This is a genomic window from Bradyrhizobium sp. USDA 3397 (assembly GCF_054060965.1).
This window is the reverse complement of the sequence record NZ_JBSSDS010000001.1, coordinates 409,654-426,761: the sequence shown is the minus strand read 5'-3', so window position 1 is coordinate 426,761 and position 17,108 is coordinate 409,654. Positions and strand designations below refer to the sequence as shown.

Annotated in this window: 18 protein-coding genes, 1 tRNA gene and 1 pseudogene; 9 read left to right on the top strand and 11 right to left on the bottom strand. The window is 65.1% G+C overall.

Going from position 1 to position 17,108, the window contains the following annotated elements; genetic code table 11:
- Window positions 1-65 precede the first annotated feature (65 nt).
- Window positions 66-278 carry a hypothetical protein gene (locus ACVWYQ_RS01945; RefSeq protein WP_404541624.1) on the top strand — a complete coding sequence of 71 codons (213 nt, stop codon included), beginning with the start codon at window positions 66-68 and terminating at the stop codon, window positions 276-278.
- A 6-nt stretch (window positions 279-284) separates the two neighbouring features.
- Here the strand turns inward: ACVWYQ_RS01945 and ACVWYQ_RS01940 are convergent, their stop codons facing one another.
- On the bottom strand, window positions 285-956 hold the full coding sequence (locus ACVWYQ_RS01940; RefSeq protein ID WP_404541626.1) for a DUF429 domain-containing protein: 672 nt from the start codon (window positions 954-956) through the stop codon (window positions 285-287).
- A gap of 900 nt (window positions 957-1,856) precedes the next feature.
- Between ACVWYQ_RS01940 and ACVWYQ_RS01935 the strand changes: the two genes are divergently transcribed.
- The 3 genes from ACVWYQ_RS01935 (at window position 1,857) to ACVWYQ_RS01925 (ending at window position 4,872) form a co-directional block, all read left to right on the top strand.
- A tRNA-OTHER gene (locus tag ACVWYQ_RS01935) sits at window positions 1,857-2,005 on the top strand.
- Window positions 2,006-2,095: 90 nt separating this feature from the next.
- The gene (locus ACVWYQ_RS01930) at window positions 2,096-3,421 is read left to right on the top strand and encodes a TROVE domain-containing protein (protein ID WP_404541628.1); all 1,326 of its coding nucleotides are present in this window, start codon (window positions 2,096-2,098) and stop codon (window positions 3,419-3,421) included.
- Window positions 3,422-3,531: 110 nt separating this feature from the next.
- Window positions 3,532-4,872, top strand: coding sequence for an RtcB family protein (locus tag ACVWYQ_RS01925; RefSeq protein ID WP_404541631.1), 1,341 nt, complete (start codon window positions 3,532-3,534; stop codon window positions 4,870-4,872).
- A 74-nt stretch (window positions 4,873-4,946) separates the two neighbouring features.
- On the opposite strand, the gene ACVWYQ_RS01920 is transcribed toward ACVWYQ_RS01925, so the two are convergent.
- From ACVWYQ_RS01920 to ACVWYQ_RS01895, 6 genes are all read right to left on the bottom strand, one after another.
- On the bottom strand, window positions 4,947-5,468 hold the full coding sequence (locus tag ACVWYQ_RS01920; protein ID WP_404541633.1) for an RNA polymerase sigma factor: 522 nt from the start codon (window positions 5,466-5,468) through the stop codon (window positions 4,947-4,949).
- The gene (locus tag ACVWYQ_RS01915; RefSeq protein ID WP_197958279.1) at window positions 5,465-5,674 is read right to left on the bottom strand and encodes a YgaP family membrane protein; all 210 of its coding nucleotides are present in this window, start codon (window positions 5,672-5,674) and stop codon (window positions 5,465-5,467) included. The genes ACVWYQ_RS01920 and ACVWYQ_RS01915 overlap by 4 nt, the downstream gene beginning before the upstream one ends.
- Before the next feature lie 94 nt (window positions 5,675-5,768).
- A complete protein-coding gene (locus ACVWYQ_RS01910) occupies window positions 5,769-6,953 on the bottom strand; it encodes a serine hydrolase domain-containing protein (protein WP_404652072.1) in 1,185 nt (394 codons plus the stop codon).
- Between the two features lie 69 nt (window positions 6,954-7,022).
- Window positions 7,023-7,715, bottom strand: a complete 693-nt coding sequence (locus ACVWYQ_RS01905; RefSeq protein ID WP_404652073.1) for a GNAT family N-acetyltransferase — start codon at window positions 7,713-7,715, stop codon at window positions 7,023-7,025.
- Window positions 7,716-7,719: 4 nt separating this feature from the next.
- A complete protein-coding gene (locus ACVWYQ_RS01900; RefSeq protein WP_128262042.1) occupies window positions 7,720-8,067 on the bottom strand; it encodes a Lin0512 family protein in 348 nt (115 codons plus the stop codon).
- A 208-nt stretch (window positions 8,068-8,275) separates the two neighbouring features.
- Window positions 8,276-9,931 (bottom strand): acetolactate synthase large subunit, encoded by a 1,656-nt coding sequence (locus ACVWYQ_RS01895; RefSeq protein ID WP_456725384.1) that lies wholly within the window; start codon window positions 9,929-9,931, stop codon window positions 8,276-8,278.
- Window positions 9,932-10,093: 162 nt separating this feature from the next.
- Between ACVWYQ_RS01895 and ACVWYQ_RS01890 the strand changes: the two genes are divergently transcribed.
- On the top strand, window positions 10,094-10,966 hold the full coding sequence (locus tag ACVWYQ_RS01890; RefSeq protein WP_271547106.1) for a bifunctional helix-turn-helix transcriptional regulator/GNAT family N-acetyltransferase: 873 nt from the start codon (window positions 10,094-10,096) through the stop codon (window positions 10,964-10,966).
- Window positions 10,967-11,020: 54 nt separating this feature from the next.
- Window positions 11,021-11,407 (top strand): ester cyclase, encoded by a 387-nt coding sequence (locus tag ACVWYQ_RS01885; RefSeq protein WP_271547107.1) that lies wholly within the window; start codon window positions 11,021-11,023, stop codon window positions 11,405-11,407.
- 21 nt (window positions 11,408-11,428) lie between these two features.
- Here the strand turns inward: ACVWYQ_RS01885 and ACVWYQ_RS01880 are convergent, their stop codons facing one another.
- Window positions 11,429-12,649 (bottom strand): MFS transporter, encoded by a 1,221-nt coding sequence (locus ACVWYQ_RS01880; RefSeq protein ID WP_456725383.1) that lies wholly within the window; start codon window positions 12,647-12,649, stop codon window positions 11,429-11,431.
- A 373-nt stretch (window positions 12,650-13,022) separates the two neighbouring features.
- Between ACVWYQ_RS01880 and ACVWYQ_RS01875 the strand changes: the two genes are divergently transcribed.
- A complete protein-coding gene (locus ACVWYQ_RS01875; protein ID WP_456725382.1) occupies window positions 13,023-13,478 on the top strand; it encodes a cupin domain-containing protein in 456 nt (151 codons plus the stop codon).
- Window positions 13,479-13,491: 13 nt separating this feature from the next.
- Here ACVWYQ_RS01875 and ACVWYQ_RS01870 read toward each other — a convergent pair whose 3' ends face one another.
- Both ACVWYQ_RS01870 and ACVWYQ_RS01865 read right to left on the bottom strand, forming a co-directional pair.
- Window positions 13,492-14,070: a DUF308 domain-containing protein gene (locus tag ACVWYQ_RS01870; protein ID WP_456725381.1), complete on the bottom strand. Its 579-nt coding sequence runs from the start codon at window positions 14,068-14,070 to the stop codon at window positions 13,492-13,494.
- 76 nt (window positions 14,071-14,146) lie between these two features.
- Window positions 14,147-14,732 (bottom strand): annotated as a pseudogene (locus ACVWYQ_RS01865) (TetR/AcrR family transcriptional regulator).
- Window positions 14,733-14,812: 80 nt separating this feature from the next.
- Between ACVWYQ_RS01865 and ACVWYQ_RS01860 the strand changes: the two are divergent.
- Entirely contained in the window at window positions 14,813-15,307 is a 495-nt protein-coding gene (locus ACVWYQ_RS01860) for a peptide deformylase (RefSeq protein ID WP_456725380.1), read from the top strand.
- Window positions 15,308-15,421: 114 nt separating this feature from the next.
- Here ACVWYQ_RS01860 and ACVWYQ_RS01855 read toward each other — a convergent pair whose 3' ends face one another.
- Window positions 15,422-16,066, bottom strand: coding sequence for a hydrolase (locus ACVWYQ_RS01855; RefSeq protein WP_456725379.1), 645 nt, complete (start codon window positions 16,064-16,066; stop codon window positions 15,422-15,424).
- Between the two features lie 147 nt (window positions 16,067-16,213).
- On the opposite strand from ACVWYQ_RS01855, the gene ACVWYQ_RS01850 reads away from it, so the two are divergent.
- Window positions 16,214-17,095 (top strand): LysR family transcriptional regulator, encoded by an 882-nt coding sequence (locus tag ACVWYQ_RS01850; protein WP_456725378.1) that lies wholly within the window; start codon window positions 16,214-16,216, stop codon window positions 17,093-17,095.
- Window positions 17,096-17,108: the final 13 nt, after the last annotated feature.

Below are 17,108 nucleotides of genomic sequence, written 5' to 3'. Positions count from 1 at the left end.
GACGGCATCGCTCTGTTCCGGCGGCTCCCAAAGGGACCAATGGCCGCCTCGCGCGTTGTCGCTCGATGAACATCGAGAAACGCGCCCTGCTCGACCACGCTGAACGCTGTCGCCGCGTCGCGAACGATCTCACGCACAGCAAAGCCGCGCAGCGGTTGCAGGCGATGGCCGACGAGTACGAAGCGAGAGCAACAAGATTGGACGACGAAGACGTCCGCTCGACGCCAAGCCGCAATAGTCGCTGCCAGCTGGAAGGTAAAGGCGAGCGGCAGGGCTGATCGCCTTCAGAAGTTGATCTCCATCCGTAGTCCGCGCGAATCGGCCGTGCCGTCACCAACGGATTGCGTGCTGTCGCGCGCTGCGACGGCGCAGGCACAGGCGTCGATGAGATCGTCGCGACCGATCCCGGTGCCGTGGCGAAGCGTGAGCCATCTCTCGACCTCAGTGAAGCCGCGGCCTCTCAAAAGCGCGATACGCTGTTCTCGCCCGCGCGGCGAGGTCTTCGGTTCGAGCCGCACGCGCCCTGCCAGATTCCAGAAGATCAATTCCGGATGCGCCTCGCCGATCGTCGCCTGCCGCGCCGGCGTCATGGCCTCGTCGACCTCCCTCATCTTGTCCCTGATATTCCACAGCTGCGCCGACACGCCCCTGCCCTCGCCTTCGTGCGTCCAGTAATGGCGATTGGCCGCCGCCATGTCCTGGAACGTCCAGAGGTCGCGGCGCGCGCCGAGAAACACGGCTGGGCCGATCAGTTCGCGTGCGCGCAAATCGCAGGCGCGGTAGCCGCTCGTGTTCAGTCCGATCGGCATGTCGACCATCGCGCGGGCGTGCGGGATTGCGAGCAGACGCATCAGGCTTGGCGAATAATCGAAGCCTTGATCGCCGCGCTCATCGATCCACGCTGCGACCCAGCCAAAGCGAAATCCGTCGAGCCCCAGATAGTTTTTGCAAGTCATGCGTCCGTCAATTTCAGTTTCCGCGCGCGTCTCGCTTGACATCCGCAAGTTGCGGGCGTATGTCCCGCGCCCTCGCAAGCACTTCCGCTTGCGACAGACACCATGAACCGAGCGATGTCGTACCGCTACGAAAGAATTGTCCGCATGCCGAATAGCCCCAAGCTATTCGATTGCGCATGCCCGGCTCATGGGAGCGATCTTGCCTGACCGCAAGATCGACAGTCCGCTTCTCACGGACCCTCCCGAGCCTGCCGCTCCGGAGGGTTTTTTGTTGCCCGCCGCGCGGCTCCACCGAACATCCCGGCCATGGCCGGAACGAGAGACCCGGATCTCGGGGCTCGCGCTGGAGAGGCGCGTGCCCAAGTGCGCGGGGCCTGCCGGAGGGAACGAGGCGATGAGCCGGACACCGATGGCAGAGCGAGCCCAAAGGGTTCGCAATGTGCGGCGCGTCGACAGCGCCGCGATAGAACTTTTGTAACTTAGTTTGCCGTGAGAGATTGCGGCTCAACCGACGCTGGTGGTGAAGATCTCGGATACTTCTCCGCAAGGCAAAGCGGGTGATGCCTCCCGCCCTTGACACACGCACCGGGATGCGGCCTCGGAAAAGGTACGCACGCGGCCCGGCGCAGGATCCGTCCGTTGGGGACAGAGACTGTGTTGTCGTCACTGAAAGCCGATATCGCCCGTTCCCCAGCGTACCCATCAATGGCCGATGCGAAAGCACCGGCCTGGCGGTGGTGAAGATGTCTGTTACTTCGTCAGTAAAACGACCGCCCGCAAGGGCAGCAACAGCATCGCCCGTTCCCCGCCAACCCCATCACGATCCGTGGTGAAGATTTCTGTTACTTCGCCTGCAACGCGAGAGGTCGCGGGTTCGAATCCCGCCCGGTGTCCCATGCACCGGTAGCTCAGAGGATAGAGCGCTTTCCGGCGAGCTTCGGCTCGTCGGGTACAGCAATCGCCCGTTCCCGGATCGTGTCCCCTAGCCACCGCCGGTGGTGAAGAGTGCTGTTACTTCGGTGTCGGAGGTTCAAATCCTCCCGGACGAAAGTCCGTAGCTCAGTGGGTAGAGCACGAACAGCCTCGCCTGTTCCCCGGCACCCCTTTTCATTCGCCCATCAACCCAAGAGGAGGCCATCATGGTCAGGCTCAACAAGATCGTTCGCGCCCTCACGCGGGAGGGTGCGCGCGCTGTGCGCTTCACCCCGGAGATGGAGCTGAAGCGCGCGCTGATGAACTGCCTCCTGTGGGAGGACCAGTTCTACGAGGACGGCGTTGCGATTGCCGACCGCATCAAGGCCCTCGTGCCCGAGGTCGCGCCGGAGCGCGTCGCGCAGCTCGCAATCGAGGCCCGCGAGGTGATGAAGCTGCGGCACGCACCGCTGCTCGTCATCCGCGAGATGGCGCGCAGCGAGAAGCACCGCACCCTCGTTGCCGACACGCTCGCCCAGGTGATCCAGCGTCCCGACGAGATGACGGAGCTGCTCGCGATCTACTGGGCGGATGCGCTGGGGCCGATGCAGCAGCGCAAGCGCCAGCCGGTCTCGGCGCAGGTGAAGAAGGGTCTTGCCCGCGCGCTGACCAAGTTCGACGCCTATCAGCTCGCCAAGTGGGACCGCGACGGCGCGGTGCGGATCAGGGACGTTCTGTTCCTGGTGCACGCCAAGCCGAAAGACGCCGATCAGGCGAAGGTGTGGAAGCAGCTCGTCGATGGCGAGCTCGCCTCCCCCGACACCTGGGAGGTTTCGCTCTCGGCCGGCAACAACAAGCGCGAGACCTTCGAGCGGCTGATCGCCGAGCGAAAGCTCGGCGGCCTGGCGCTACTGCGCAATCTGCGCCTGATGCAGAACGCGCAGGTCCCGCGCGAGACCATCGCAGGCGCGATCGAGGCGATGCGGACGGATCGTATCCTGCCCTATCGCTTCATCACGGCGGCGCGCTATGCGCCGGACTTCGAGCCCGAGCTCGAGGCTGCGATGCTCAAGTCGATCAAGGACCATGTGCGGCTTCCGGGCCGCACCCGGCTCCTGATCGACGTGTCCGGCTCGATGTTCGCAACGCTCTCCGCGCAGTCGGAAATGACGCGCGCGGAGGCGGCGTGTGGCCTTGCCATTCTCGCCCGCGAGATCTGCGACGAGGTCGAGATCTTCACCTTCTCCAACGAGGTCGTGAAGGTCCCTCCCCGCCGCGGCTTCGCGCTGCGGGATGCGATCATCAACTCGCAGCCGCATGGCGGAACCTATCTCGGCAAGGCGGTGACGGAGATCGACCGCAAGGGCGATCGCCTCATCGTCTTCACCGACGAGCAGAGCCACGACCAGGTGCCCGAGCCCAAGGCGCGCGGCACGATCGTCAACGTGGCCTCGTATCAGCACGGTGTCGGTCATGGCGCCTGGACCCGCGTCAACGGCTTCTCCGAGGCCGTGGTCGCGTGGATCGCGGCGTCGGAGACGGCGTTGAACTGATGCGCAACGACAACGGCCCCGGACGCGAGATGCGCCCGGGGTCAGCGAAATTTCTGAAATGATCCGCCCGCCCCGTTATGGTGCGCGCGGAATGACAAGGATCTCGGACCATGCGACGACCCGATCCCTACATGGAACGCGCCCGCGAGCTCTGCCTCGCCGCCGGTGTCGATCCCGACTCGCGCGTCGGCGAAGGACGCGGCCAGCCGGCCTGGTGCCTGTACAAGGACGCCGCGCGCAAGGAGCATCTTGCCCGCGAGGCCAACGCGACCGCGAGCTCGATCGCCGCGTTCCGGACGCAAGACGCCCGTTTCCAGAATGCGCCGCTGAAGGTGTTCGGACCCCACGAGGAGGCGACGATTGCGCAGATGCGCAATTGCATGGCCATCGGCAACGTCGTCTCCGGCGTGATCTGCGCCGACGGCCATCTCGGCTATGCGCAGCCGGTCGGCGGGGTCATCGCCTATGAGAAGCAGATCAGCATCTCCGGCGTCGGCTTCGACATCGGCTGCGGCAACATGGCGGCTCGGCTCGACACGCGCTTCGACGACATCGCGGGGATCGCTCCCACGATCATCCGCGACGTCGCCAAGGTGATCTCGTTCGGCGTCGGCCGTGCCAACGCGAAACGGGCCGAGCACGACCTGTTCGACGACGGCGACGCCTGGCGCGAAAGCGACATGGAGGACTACCGTCAGAAGGCGGTGAAGCAGCTCGGCACGGTCGGATCGGGCAACCACTATGTCGACCTCATGCGCGACGAGGAAGGCTTCGTCTGGATCGGCGTCCACTTCGGAAGCCGCGGCCTCGGGCACACCTCCGCGACGCGCTACCTCAAGGCCGCCGGCGGCAAGGACGGCATGAACGTCCCGCCCGCCGTGGTCGACGAGGACAGCGAACTCGGCCGCCGCTACATCGCGGCGATGCAGCTCGCCGGGCGTTATGCCTATGCGGGCCGCGAGTGGGTGGTCGAGCGCGTCCGCCGGATCATCGGCGGCAGCGTCACCGAGAGCGTGCACAACCACCACAACTATGCCTGGCGTGAGACCCACGACGGCAAGGATTTGTGGGTGGTGCGCAAGGGCGCGACGCCGGCGTTTCCCGGCCAGAAGGGGTTCGTCGGCGGCTCTATGGGCGACGACGCCGTCATCCTCGAAGGCGTCGACAGCCCGGAAGCCAAGGCCTCGCTCTACTCGACCGTACACGGCGCCGGCCGCCTGTTCGGACGACGCGAGGCGAAGCGGCGCTTCTCGCGCGAGGAGATGGACCGCTGGCTGAACGAGCGCGGCGTCACCTTGATCGGTGCCGACCTCGACGAGAGCCCGATGGCCTATCGCCGCCTGCCGGACGTGCTGGCGCAGCATGCCGGCACCGTGCGCGTGCTGCACACGCTACGGCCGTTCGCCGTCGCCATGGCCGGCGAAGGCGAGTTCGATCCTTGGAAGGACTAAAGCGAAACCGTGGGCGGGAGGCGACGTCTCCCGTCCACGTCACTCCATTTTTTTCCTTTGAATCCGGTCGTCTCTCATCTCGTCAGATATTCGCGCATCAAGGCGCGGGCGCGATGCAGCCGCGCCTTCACGGTCTGCCTGCTCGCGCCGAGCGTGGCGGCAATCTCGTCGATCGTCATTTCCTTGACGTCGCGCATCAGCGCGACATCGCGATAGTGCGGCGGCAGGGCCCCGAAGGCCGCGGCGACGTCGAGCCGCAGATCGGCCTCGGGGCGCAACAGCAGTGCGGCCTCCGCCTCGGCGCCATCGACCGCCGGCACAAGGCCGGTCCGGCGCGCGAGCCGCAGGCATTCGCGCCGGACCACGCTGAACAGCCAGGCCGACAATGCCAGCAGCGAACGAATGGTGCCGACGTGGCGGAACAGGATCCACAGCGCCTCCTGCGTCGCATCCTCGGCGTCCGCCGAGCTGCGGCAGGTCGCGCGCGCATAGCGACGGATGTCCGGCTGCGTCGTCTCGAGCAGACGCGCAATCGCCTCGGCATCGCCGAGCCGCGCGGCCTCGAAAAGATTTGGCGAGATCGCCGCCGCGCTCACGACATCCCTCCCTTGCCGATGCCTGCCATCGCGCACATCGGGCAATAACCGACAAGACCGGTCAGTGCGAAACCGGCGCCACCGAGCGCGACCAGCCATGCCGTCGCGCCGGCAAGATAAACGAACGCCGCAGCCGCCACCGCAATCCCCAGGACGACCCGCACCGCCTGATGCAGTCCGCCGATGTTCTTTCGATAGAATCCCATCACATCCTCCGATATGGGCCGAGACCGATTGCCTCGACCAACAAGAGGACGCGACGGCCAAGAAGGATTCGCGCTGACGGAAGATTTTTTGCGATCAGGCTCCGACCGCCTGATAGGCCAGGCGCTTGAACTCGAAGAAGAACGGATTCCAGAAGCCCATATAGCGCTGGGCCATCAGCACGCCCGCCGTATTGGCCTCGGGGCAAATCCACCAATGGGTGCCGGCCAGGCCGCCCCATTGGAATTCGCCGGTTGAGTTCGGCGGATCGAGCGGTGTCGGCGCGAAGGTGACGGCGCCGCCGAGACCAAAGCCCTTGCCGGGAATCGGCCCGAGATTGGCGAATCGGATAGTCTGGCCTGCGGGCAGCTGGTTCGTCATCATCTGCCGCAGCGTCTCCGGCTTCAGTAGCGCATCCGACCCGGGCAGCAGCGCACGCAACAGTGCGAGCATGTCCGGCAAGGTCGAGACCAGACCGCCGCCGCCCGAGAGCCGCGGCAGCGGCCGCCGGTAGGCTTGCGGGTAAGGCAGATGGTCGGCCCGCGTGAGGCCGGGCTTCATGGGGTCGAGCACGTCGGCGCCGTTGTAGAGCGCGACCAACCTGCCCTGCTGTGTCTCGGGGACATAAAAGCCGGTATCGGTCATGCCGAGGGGATCGAAGATGCGCGCCCTCAGGAAGGCATCGAGCGGCTGGCCCGAGACGACCTCGACCACACGGCCGAGCACGTCGGTCGCCACGGAATATTCCCAGGCCGTGCCGGGGTGATAGGACAGCGGCAGATCGGCGAGCTTGTCGATCATGTCGCTGAGCGGCGTCAGCGGATTGAGCACCCGCGCCTCGTTGTAACCCTTGAACAGCACCGTGCCGGGATCGAAGATGCCGTAGCTGAGGCCGGAGGTGTGGGTCAGCAGCTGGCGGATCGTGATCGGGCTCTTCGCCGGCTCGACATCGGCAAGGCTCGAAGCGCCCTGCTTCAGCACCTTGCGACTGCCGAGTTGCGGCAGGAATTTTTCGACTGCGTCATCGAGGCCGATGCGGCCTTGCTCGACCAGCAGCATGATCGCGCAGGTGACGAAGATCTTGGTGTTGGAGAACGCGCGGAAGATGTGGTCTGGCCGCAACGCAGTATTGGCCTCGCGGTCGGCAAAGCCGACGCATTGCTGATCGACCACCTCGCGGCCGCGCAGCACCGCCCAGGATACGCCGGGAATGATCTCCTGATGGACGTAGCGCTGCATCGCCGTCCGTACGGCGGAAAAATCAGGCGTCCTGGCGTCCATGTGCTCCCCCCAATTGTGGTTGAGATCGATATAGCGCGATTTCTCAGGATATGAAGCCCACGGTGCAGCTCATCCCTGCTTCATCAGCACGGTTACCTGCAGGCGGCGCCGTATCCGCATGCCCTGCCGCTGGTACAGCGCGATGGCAGACGTATTGCTCGCGAACACGTGCAGGAACGGAATTTCGCCGCGCGCCTCGATCTGCCGCGCGATGGCGGCAAGCAGCGCCTGTGCGTATCCGCGACCGCGATGATCGGGATGCACGCAGACCGCCGTCATCTCGGTGAAATTGCCGGGCTTCATCCGCTCGCCGGCCATGGCGACCAGCTCGCCGCGGGCACGGATGCCGAGGAAGGTGCCGAGCTCGTGCGTCCGCGCCGCGAAGGGCCCAGGCTTGGTCAGCTCGGTCAGCGCCATCATGGCGGGAACGTCAGTCGCGCCGAGGCGGACAATCTCGGCATCGTGCAGCGAGGCGTCGGCGGGCGAGCCGATCATCTGCTCGCCGGGCTCGGCGAGCAGCACCTTGAAGCCGGCGGGAATTTCGACCGGCTCGGGCGTGAACAGCACCGCAACTTGCGAGCCCGACATGAGATCGCCGAGCGCCGCAAAACTCGTTGCGGACATGTCCGCCAGATCGGCAAATGGCGCCATGTCCACGGGATAGCGCAGAGCCCGCGGGCCGCCCTCGGCGAGATGCTTCTGGCTCGTCGTCAACGCGCTCCAGATCGGGCGATCCAGCAGCGCTTCATCACTCGCGGACATCGGCCTAATCCTTGTCGAAGCTGACGATCACGGCCGCATTGGCGATCAGGATGGGATCGTTGGCCACTTCCGTGGCCGAGGGGATCTCCAGCCCGCCCTTGACCGCAGTGACGGTCACGGTGCCGTAAGGCAGTTCCTTGGCGACGGCTTCCTTGTCGACGGCTTCTGGATTCGGCACGCCGATCGTGACGTCCACGAACATGTCGTTCGCGGTCTTGCCGATCATCCGGAAGAAGCCGAGGCTGGAATGCCTGATGGCGTCCGACACCGCGCGCTTGGCCGCCTTGGTGGCGTCCCTGCCGTGGACGTCGACGCCCATGCCCATCTCGGTGACGCAACGAATGCGGGTCATTTCATATTCCTGTGGTTGGTGAGTGTTTGAGAGTGTCGGCGATCGGGCATGCGAGACAAGTGTGGTTGTCGGATCGACGGAGGGTCTCCGCCACAGTCTCCGTCATTGCGAGCGCAGCGAAGCAATCCAGACTGCCACCGCGGAAAGATTCTGGATTGCTTCGCTGCCGCTCGCAATGACGAATGTGGAAATAGCTCGCATCGTCAAATCACGCTTTCGCCTTCTCATGCGACCGCAACTCGTCGACGAGTACGCGCACGTTCTCCGAATAATCGACCGGGATCGAGACCAGATGCACGCCGCCCTCCCTGAAGGCGGCATCGAGCGTCGGGCCGAAGCTGTCGATGCTTTCGATGCGGTGACCTTTGGCGCCATAAGCCCTGGCGTACAGCGCAAAATCCGGATTGCCAAAAGTCATGCCGTAATCGGCAAAGCGGTCGACGGCCTGCTTCCAGCGGATCATGCCGTAGGCGTTGTCCTCCAGCACCAGCACGACTAGGTTGAGCTTGAGGCGGACCGCCGTCTCCATCTCCTGGCTGTTCATCATGAAGCCGCCGTCGCCGGCAACCGCAAGCACACGGCGGTCAGAATAGAGCATCGCGGCCATCATCGCCGACGGCAGGCCGGCGCCCATGGTCGCCAGCGCATTGTCGAGCAGCAGCGTGTTGGCGACGCGGGTGCGATAGTTGCGCGCGAACCAGATCTTGTACATGCCGTTGTCGAGCGCGACGATGCCGTTCTCCGGCATCACCTGGCGGATGTCGTGCACGATACGCTGCGGCGTCGGCGGCCAGCGCGCCTCGGTGGCGCGATCGGCGATGTGAGCAAGGATTTCCTCCCGCAACGGCAGCAGCGCCGCCGCTTGCGGCAGCTTGCCTTCGAGCCGATCCGCCAGCAGCTCCAGACTCGGGCCGACGTCGCCGACGACCTCGGCGTCCGGAAAGTAGACCTGCTCGACGCTCGCCGGCGTGTAGCTGACGTGAATCACCTTCGGCCCCGAAGGGCCCATGATGAATGGCGGTTTCTCGATCGGGTCGTGGCCGATTGCGACGATCAGGTCGGCCGCGTCAATGGCATCGTGCACATAGTCGCGCTCGGACAAGGCGGCAGTGCCCATGTAGAGATTGGTGCCGCCAGGCACGGTGCCCTTGCCCATCTGCGTCGTGAAGAACGGAATGCCGGTCCGCCGCACGAAGCTTGCGATGCCGTGTGTCGACCGCGGCCGGCTGGTCGCAGCGCCCATCATCACCAGCGGGCGCCTTGCGGCCATGATCATCTCGGCGGCGCGGTCGAGCGCGGCGCGATGAGCAATCGGGATTTCGATCGGGTGAACGGGGATCACCGGGACATCAGGCACTTCGTCGCCGGCAACGTCTTCGGGCAGTTCGAGATGCACCGGCCCGGGCCGCTCCTCCATCGCGACGCGAAAGGCGTCGCGCACCACGGTTGGAATGCTGGAGGCGCTGACGATCTGCCGCGACAGCTTGGTCAGCGGCTTCATGGTCGCGACCACGTCCACGATCTGGAAGCGGGCCTGCCGGCTGCTCATGATCGGCTTCTGGCCGGTGATCAGGATCATCGGCATGGCACCGAGATGCGCATAGGCGGCGCCCGTCGACAGGTTGAGAGCACCCGGGCCGAGCGTCGACAGACAAACGCCGGGCTTGCCGGTCAGCCGCCCGTGGGTTGCGGCCATGAAGGCCGCGGCCTGCTCGTGGCGGGTCAGGATCAGCTCGATTCTCGAAGCACGCAGCGATTCGACAAGATCGAGATTCTCTTCGCCGGGAATGCCGAAGATGCGGTCGACACCCTCATTCTCCAACGCCGCGACGAAAAGGTCCGATCCCTTCGCTTTGCGTTCCATCCCGCCCAATGTCGCCTCCGCTCGTTGTGAATTCAGACTCCCCGAGCGGCCGCATGGTAACGGCTCGCGACACGAGAACAACTCACAAAGAGGCGCGCAACTGCAACTCGATCAGCTCTCGCTCGATTGACAAGCCGCGATACCTGACTAAAGTCAGATATCATGCTCGATCCCGCCGCCCGCGTCCGCCGCTTCAACCGCGCCGTCACCTCTGCCGTCGGAGCACTCGATACGTCGTTTCTCGGGCGCGGCCGGCCGCTGAGTGCCGCGCGCGTGCTCAATGCGATCGGGCACGGGCGATCGGACGTGGCGGAGATCCGCGACTATCTCGGTCTCGATTCCGGGCTGATGAGCCGGCTGCTCCGCAGCCTCGAGGACGAAGGGCTGATCGAGACCATCGCGCACGAGGACGATGCGCGGCGGCGTATGGCAAAGCTGACGCGGGCGGGCCGGCGCGAGTTCACAGCCTACGAGGCACTGTCCAACGCGCAGGCCGAAGGCCTCCTCGCGCAACATTCGCAACGCGATGCGTTGCTGGCGGCGATGGACCTGATCGCCTCCGCGCTGACGCGCGAGCGCGTCGCGCTGGACGAGATGGATCCGCGCTGCGAGCAAGCGCGCTACTGCCTCGGCGAGTACTATGCCGAGCTCGGCCGCCGCTTCAGCCAGGGCTTTGACGTCTCGCTGTCACGCGACCCCGACGCCAATGACATGCGCCGGCCGCGCGGCACATTCCTCGTTGCGATGTCGGATACGCTGCCGATCGGCTGCGTCGGCTTGAAGGGCACCGATCACGGCTACGCCGAGATCAAGCGGCTGTGGGTCGCGCCCGCCGCGCGCGGGTTGCGGCTCGGCCGCCGCCTGATGGATGCGGCCGAGAGCGCCGCGCGCGAGTTCGGAATCGCGCTGCTGCGGCTCGACACCAACAGCGCACTGCCCGAAGCCGGCCGGCTCTATCGCAGCACGGGCTGGCGCGAGATCCCGCGCTTCAACGACGATCCCTATCCGGACCTCTTCTTCGAAAAGCGCCTCTGACGCTGGACCGGTTCGCGGTCCTCGCGCGTTGGTCGAGGCCGTGGGAGCTTCGATATGATGAGAGACGACCTCGCCGACATCTACCGCGCCTACATCGCTTGCCTGAATCGGCGGGATTGGCCGGCGCTCGGACAATTCGTGCATGATGATGCCGCCCACAACGCGCGGCCGCTCGGGCTCGACGGCTATCGCGCGATGCTGGAACGGGATGTTCGGGAGATCCCCGATCTGCAGTTCCAGATCGAGATGCTGATCTGCGATCCTCCCCGCATCGCCGCCCGATTGAAGTTTGACTGCACGCCGGTCGGGGCATTCCTCGGTCTTGCCGTCAACGGGCGGCGCGTGTCCTTCTGCGAAAACGCCTTCTACGAATTTCACGACGGCAAGATCCGGCAGGTCTGGTCGGTGATCGACAAGGCCGCGATCGAGGCGCAGCTGTGACGCCGCGCCTCGATCTCGAATTCACGCCGCCGCCGGCGCCACCTCGCCTTGCGGCTTTGGGAAGGGGCGGAACGTCATCGCCATCAGGAAGGCCCCTAAGCCCATCGCCCAGGAGGCAATGTAGAGCCAGGCATAGCTGGAGAAGGCGTCGTAGATCAGGCCGCCGGCGAGCGGGCCGGTCGCCATGCCGAGGCTGCCGGCCATCGCCGTGCCGCCGATCACCGTGCCCATCATCTTGAGCGGGAAGTTCTCGCGGATCAGAACGGCGTAGAGCGGCATGGTGCCGGCATAGATGAAGCCGAAGATGGCGCCGACCGCATAGAACGTTGTGAGCTGTTGCGCAAAGACATAGGCGAGCGCGCCGAAGGCCTGCAGCAGCAGGCCCGAGACCAGCACGCGCTTGGCGCCGAAGCGGTCGCCCATCAGGCCGAAGGCGATGCGCCCGCCGAGGCCGGCAAATCCCTCGATGCTGTAGATTGTCACCGCCGCGACAAGCGGGATGCCGCAGCTCACCGCATAGCTGACGGTGTGGATGATCGGGCCGGAATGCGTGGCGCAGCAGAAGAAGTTGGTGGCGAGCAGGATCAGGAATTGCGGCGAGCGCAGAGCCTCGCCCATCGACATTTCGTTTTGTTCGGTGGCTCCGCCGGCCGGCGCGGCCGGGCCTTGCGCGAGCGCCGGCGGACGGCGCACCAGGAACGAGACCGGGATCATGATCGCGCCGACCACGAGCGCGATGATCTGCATCGAGGTGCGCCAGTCGTGGCCGGACACGAGCCAGGCCGCCAGCGGCGACATCGTCATCGGCGCCATGCCCATGCCGGCCGAGACCAGCGACACCGCAAGGCCGCGATTGGTGTCGAACCAGCCGGTGACGGTCGCCATCATCGGTGCGAAGATCGCCGCGCAGGCCGCGCCGACCAACAGGCCGAACACGATCTGGAACACGAGAAGCGAGGTGGCGTGGCTCGCCGCGAACAGGCTGAGCGTCAGCACGATTGATCCGGTCAGCACCACCGGCAGCGGCCCGAACCGGTCCGTCAGCGTGCCCCAGGCCATGCTGGTGAAGGCCATCGCCAGAAAGCCGATCGTCATCGCGCTGGAGATGCCGGTCACCGACCAGCCGGTGTCCTTGGTGATCGGCTGCAGGAACACCGGCAGCGAAAACATGCCGCCGATCGCGACGCAGCCGAGCACGCCGCCAGCGGCGACGATCACCCAGCGATAGTTGGAAGAAGTCATTTCAGTCTCCCGTCAGATCTGTCTCGCGTGGAAGACGAATGGGAACTGCGCCGGCCGACAGTCCGACGTCATTTTTGCCGCACGCTTTCGTGACCTGCCAACAAGACTCGAAAAACAACCCCATGCACAGTAGCCGGCGCTAGCGGGATCAATGACTTACTCGCAGGAACCGCCAACTTGTCGCCTCCCCCTCTTCGACGGCCGACATCATCACCCGACCGGTTGACACGTCGGGCAAAACAGCCGGACAGTGACATCATCCCACGGCCGTCGATCTCCTCCATGATGTCCAACGTGATCATCCTTCGCGCCGCCGCGATCAGGCCCCACCGCTGTGATTCACGGTCTGTTGTGTCTTGCAGGAATTTCCTCCATGCCCAAAATCGACGTCGCCACCGTGCCGGCCCGCAAGGGCTCCGGTTATCCGGCGCCCTTTAGCGCGCCTTGCGCCGAGCGCGTTCGCAAGCGGCTTGGCGACGCCGGAGGCCTGTCGGATTTCGGCGTCAACCTGATGCGCCTGCCGCCGGGCGGCTGGTCGAGCCAGCGGCACTGGCATTCGCACGAGGACGAGTTCGTCTACATTCTCGAAGGAGAGGTGACGCTGATCGAGGATGGCGGCGAAACCGTGCTGCGCGCCGGCGATTGCGCCGCCTTCCCCAAGGCGAGCGGCAACGGCCATCACATGATCAACAGGTCGCGCGTGACGGCGGTCTATCTCGAAGTCGGCTCGCGCTCGCAAGCCGACCTCATCACCTGCTCCGACATCGACATGATGAGTCCGGCATCGGACGGCCGCTTCCTGCACAAGGACGGCACGCCTTATCCGTAAGTGACATTGCGGCTCACAGGGCCGCGCTTCGGCGCCAGGTGCCGACCGTGAGCCAGACCGCCGAGACCAGGAAATAGAGTGCTCCGACCGCGGCATAGCCCGCGACATTCGCAATCGACGGCACCGCGGGCATTGTGGCTTGGAAGACGAAGAAGCCGCCCGCCAGGGCCGACTGGCCACCGCTGAGCACCATGGTCCATTGCGCGCCGAAACGCCTCCAACGCCGCACGGCCGTGCCGAGCTGGAGCAATCCGGACAGGATCGCCCAGGCTCCGAAGATGCCGAGCACCCAGTTCATGCTGACCTGCAAGGCCACGATGACCGCGATGGTGGTCGCGAGGCTGACCAGCACGTTCAGGCCTTGCGTGGGGTTCTGGTTCAAGCCGCCGCTCCTGAGCGCGTCGAGATAGTTGGCGGCGGCGTCCCAGGCCGGGTAGGCGACGAGCAACGTCGCTGCGATCGCCGACGACGACGGCGCAATCGCGAAGGCCGCAATGACCCAAGCGACGGAAAACGCGGCACGCACGAAGTAGTACTGTTTCAGCCATTGCGCCTGTTCGGCCGCGCCCAAAGCCATCTCGTCGTTTCTCATTCCTGCTCCTTACCTACTAGTTGGTAGTTTACATGCCGCGCCGAAGCGCCGCCCTGCCCGGGCTGGACCGATTTCGTCAGTGCCTGGTGGAGAGTCGGTCGAGCAGCGGCCGGGTGATGGTCCCGAAGATTTTTGGATCACCATAAGCGCGTGCCGACAGCATCGCGCCGTGAACGGTCGCCCATGAATCCCTCCGCCTCGGCCCGCGCGGTGCCGGAGAGTTGGAGCCGGCCTTGCCGCTTGCCACGCTCCAGCACCGAAGCCAGCCACGACGACACGGAGCGGAAGTGCGCGCGGACTTCGAGCGCGACTTCCTCGGGCAGGATGGGAAGCTCGCTGGCAAGGAGCGCGCAGACGCAGAAGGGAGCCGACGCATCCTTGATGCACGCCTCCCAATACGCGACGTAGCTTTTGAGCTGCTCGGCGGGGTCGGCGACATTGCGCTCGAGCGCCGACAGTCCCGCCTGGGCCTCCTCGCGATAGCGCGCCACGAGGGTGCGGACCAGGTCGACCTTGCTGGCGAAATGATGGTGGATGCTCGGCTTGCGGATGCCGACGACATCAGCGATGTCAGCGTAACTGAAGCCATTGTAGCCGCCGGCAATGATCAGCGTGCGGGCGCAAGCGAGAATGTCATCGGCGGTCGAGGGAGCGGTGCTCATGGCGCTTAGCTACCTTCCAGTAGGTAGGTGGTCAAGCGAGAGGTGCTTCAATGATCCGTGAGTGAGTGGTAGGAGCTTGCATGACCATTCGGCCGATCGTCCGCTACCCCGACCGCCGGCTCGCGAGCCCTGCCCGCCCCGTCACCGCGTTCGACGATGGCTTACGCCAGCTCGCGCAGGATCTGCTCGACACGATGCGCGCCGCGCCCGGCATCGGCATCACGGCGCCGCATATCGGTGTGCCCTTGCGCGTCGTGGTGCTGGAGCTCGACAAGTACGGCCCGCAGACCTACGTCAATCCGGAGATTACATGGGCTTCGCCCGAGATGATCATGCATCGCGAAGGCAGCGTCTCGATGCCGGGGGTCAATGACGAGGTGCAGCGACACGCGCGCGTGCGCATCAGCTATCAGGACTTCGATGGCAACATGCACACCGAGGAATCGGAAGGCTTGCGCGCCGTCTGTCACCAGCACGAGATCGACCAGCTCGACGGCCTATTCTGGATCCAGCGGCTGTCGCGGCTGAAACGGGAACGGCTGGTCAAGAAGTTCGAGAAGATGCAGAGACCCTGACGACCGGCTAAGTGAATTCGCTATGCGCCAGCGCCGGAGGCCGGGCGGGTGGACTGCGCCAGCGGCCCACGCTTCGCGCAGCCGCTGGCTCCACACACGCTCAGATCATCCCGCTCACCGGGGCACAGGCGTGTTGAGCAATTGCTGCTCCCATAGATACGCGATGCCGCTCCCGCCGGCATGTTCCGTGATCACCTTCGTGAGCGCGACAGCTTGATCGATCCGAGCCCAGTCGCGCTGCCATTCGGCAGCGACCGCCAGCCAAGTCATCATATTCACGCCCGCCGCGATCATGCGCTGGATTGCCACCTGATGGGCCTCCACCGAAACGGCGCCAGACGCGTCGGTGACCACCGTTACATCCCAGCCTTCGCCGCGCGCCTGGATCGCCGGCATGGCGACGCAGATCTCGGTCCACAGGCCAGCGATGATGAGCTGCTTGCGGCCCGTGGCCTTGACTGCGTCCACCACCCTTCGATCTTCCCAAGTGTTGATGAAGGTTCGGTCGATCACCTCCTGGCCGGGGAAAACCTCCGTGATCTGAGGGAAAAGGAGACCACCCCGTTCAGCGATCACCGTGGTCAGGATCGTGGGGACGCCGAAGGCTTTGGCGGCCTTGGCCAGACCGGCCGTATTGTTGATCACCATCTGTGGTTCATGGCTGTTCACGTTCGCAAGCTGGTAAGGCTGGTGGTCAATCAAGACGAGCACTGAATCTTCGGGCCGGAGAAGCGAAGCAAGGCCGTTACGAAAAGTCATCGTTGCATCCTTTACTGCCGTCGTGAGCGGCATTGGTTCGGAGGCGCACGTCAGCAGCGACGTAGCCCGACACTGACATTGGCGTTCCCGAATGCGATACGATAGTGTGCCGCCGCGGAACGCTGTGTCGCCGAATGGGGAACGCTGTTGGATCTCGAAGAAATACGGACATTCGTCGAAGTTGCCGACGCCGGAGGAATTTCATCCGCTGCGGCCCGGCTGGGGGTCGCGAAATCGATCGTCAGTCGTCGGCTTCTCCGGCTCGAAGCGGAACTTGGCGTCCAACTTCTTGCAAGAACGACCCGCGGGGCCGCTCTCACGGAAGCCGGCCTCACGTTCCGAGACTATGCAGCCAGGGTCCGCGCCGAGATCGATGCAGCGAGGGAAGCGATCCTACCCGCCGGAGAGCTGCGCGGCCGCTTGCGCGTTGCAGTGCCGCTTTCTTTCGGCCCGACCCACTTCGCTCCCATCCTTGCAGAAATGGCCCGCCGCCATCCGCATCTCCAGATCCACACCTGCTACAGCGATCGCTTCGCCGATCTCATCGCGGAGGGCTATGATTGTGCGATACGGATTGGCTATCTTCAGGACTCCAATTTGATTGCGAGACGCATCGGACCAATCCACGGGAAGCTTCTCGCGAGCCCTGACTACATCAAGGCCAACGGATCGCCGGAGTCGCCGGAGGAGCTCGTCGCCCATGAGGCGCTGATGCAAGGCACCGAAGCGTGGCAACTCATGGATGGCGACAAGATCATCACGGTTCGTCCGCAGGGACGCTTCAAGGCCGACAACGGCACAGCTCTCCTCGCCGCCGCAATGGCAGGACTCGGGATCGCCTACCTTCCCGACCGCCTCACCCATGAACATGTCGCGTCCGGAGCGCTTGTGCCGGTGATGACGCGCTATCCCCCGCCCCCGGCGGGTGCCTATGTGATCCGCCCTCCGGGCCAGCATCCCGCACGGAAGATACGGGTTCTCACCGAATTGCTGATCGAGTATTGCGAGCCGGGCCCGCATCCTGCGTGAACTTGCTCCTTCA

Excerpts from the sequence above, each read along its gene's own strand:
- ACVWYQ_RS01945 (WP_404541624.1), top strand. The coding sequence starts at position 66 with ATGAACATCGAGAAACGCGCCCTGCTCGACCACGCTGAACGCTGTCGC.
- ACVWYQ_RS01940 (WP_404541626.1), bottom strand. The coding sequence starts at position 956 with ATGACTTGCAAAAACTATCTGGGGCTCGACGGATTTCGCTTTGGCTGG.
- ACVWYQ_RS01930 (WP_404541628.1), top strand. The coding sequence starts at position 2,096 with ATGGTCAGGCTCAACAAGATCGTTCGCGCCCTCACGCGGGAGGGTGCG.
- ACVWYQ_RS01925 (WP_404541631.1), top strand. The coding sequence starts at position 3,532 with ATGCGACGACCCGATCCCTACATGGAACGCGCCCGCGAGCTCTGCCTC.
- ACVWYQ_RS01915 (WP_197958279.1), bottom strand. The coding sequence starts at position 5,674 with ATGGGATTCTATCGAAAGAACATCGGCGGACTGCATCAGGCGGTGCGG.
- ACVWYQ_RS01910 (WP_404652072.1), bottom strand. The coding sequence starts at position 6,953 with ATGGACGCCAGGACGCCTGATTTTTCCGCCGTACGGACGGCGATGCAG.
- ACVWYQ_RS01905 (WP_404652073.1), bottom strand. The coding sequence starts at position 7,715 with ATGTCCGCGAGTGATGAAGCGCTGCTGGATCGCCCGATCTGGAGCGCG.
- ACVWYQ_RS01900 (WP_128262042.1), bottom strand. The coding sequence starts at position 8,067 with ATGACCCGCATTCGTTGCGTCACCGAGATGGGCATGGGCGTCGACGTC.
- ACVWYQ_RS01895 (WP_456725384.1), bottom strand. The coding sequence starts at position 9,931 with ATGGAACGCAAAGCGAAGGGATCGGACCTTTTCGTCGCGGCGTTGGAG.
- ACVWYQ_RS01890 (WP_271547106.1), top strand. The coding sequence starts at position 10,094 with ATGCTCGATCCCGCCGCCCGCGTCCGCCGCTTCAACCGCGCCGTCACC.
- ACVWYQ_RS01885 (WP_271547107.1), top strand. The coding sequence starts at position 11,021 with ATGATGAGAGACGACCTCGCCGACATCTACCGCGCCTACATCGCTTGC.
- ACVWYQ_RS01880 (WP_456725383.1), bottom strand. The coding sequence starts at position 12,649 with ATGACTTCTTCCAACTATCGCTGGGTGATCGTCGCCGCTGGCGGCGTG.
- ACVWYQ_RS01875 (WP_456725382.1), top strand. The coding sequence starts at position 13,023 with ATGCCCAAAATCGACGTCGCCACCGTGCCGGCCCGCAAGGGCTCCGGT.
- ACVWYQ_RS01870 (WP_456725381.1), bottom strand. The coding sequence starts at position 14,070 with ATGAGAAACGACGAGATGGCTTTGGGCGCGGCCGAACAGGCGCAATGG.
- ACVWYQ_RS01860 (WP_456725380.1), top strand. The coding sequence starts at position 14,813 with ATGACCATTCGGCCGATCGTCCGCTACCCCGACCGCCGGCTCGCGAGC.
- ACVWYQ_RS01855 (WP_456725379.1), bottom strand. The coding sequence starts at position 16,066 with ATGACTTTTCGTAACGGCCTTGCTTCGCTTCTCCGGCCCGAAGATTCA.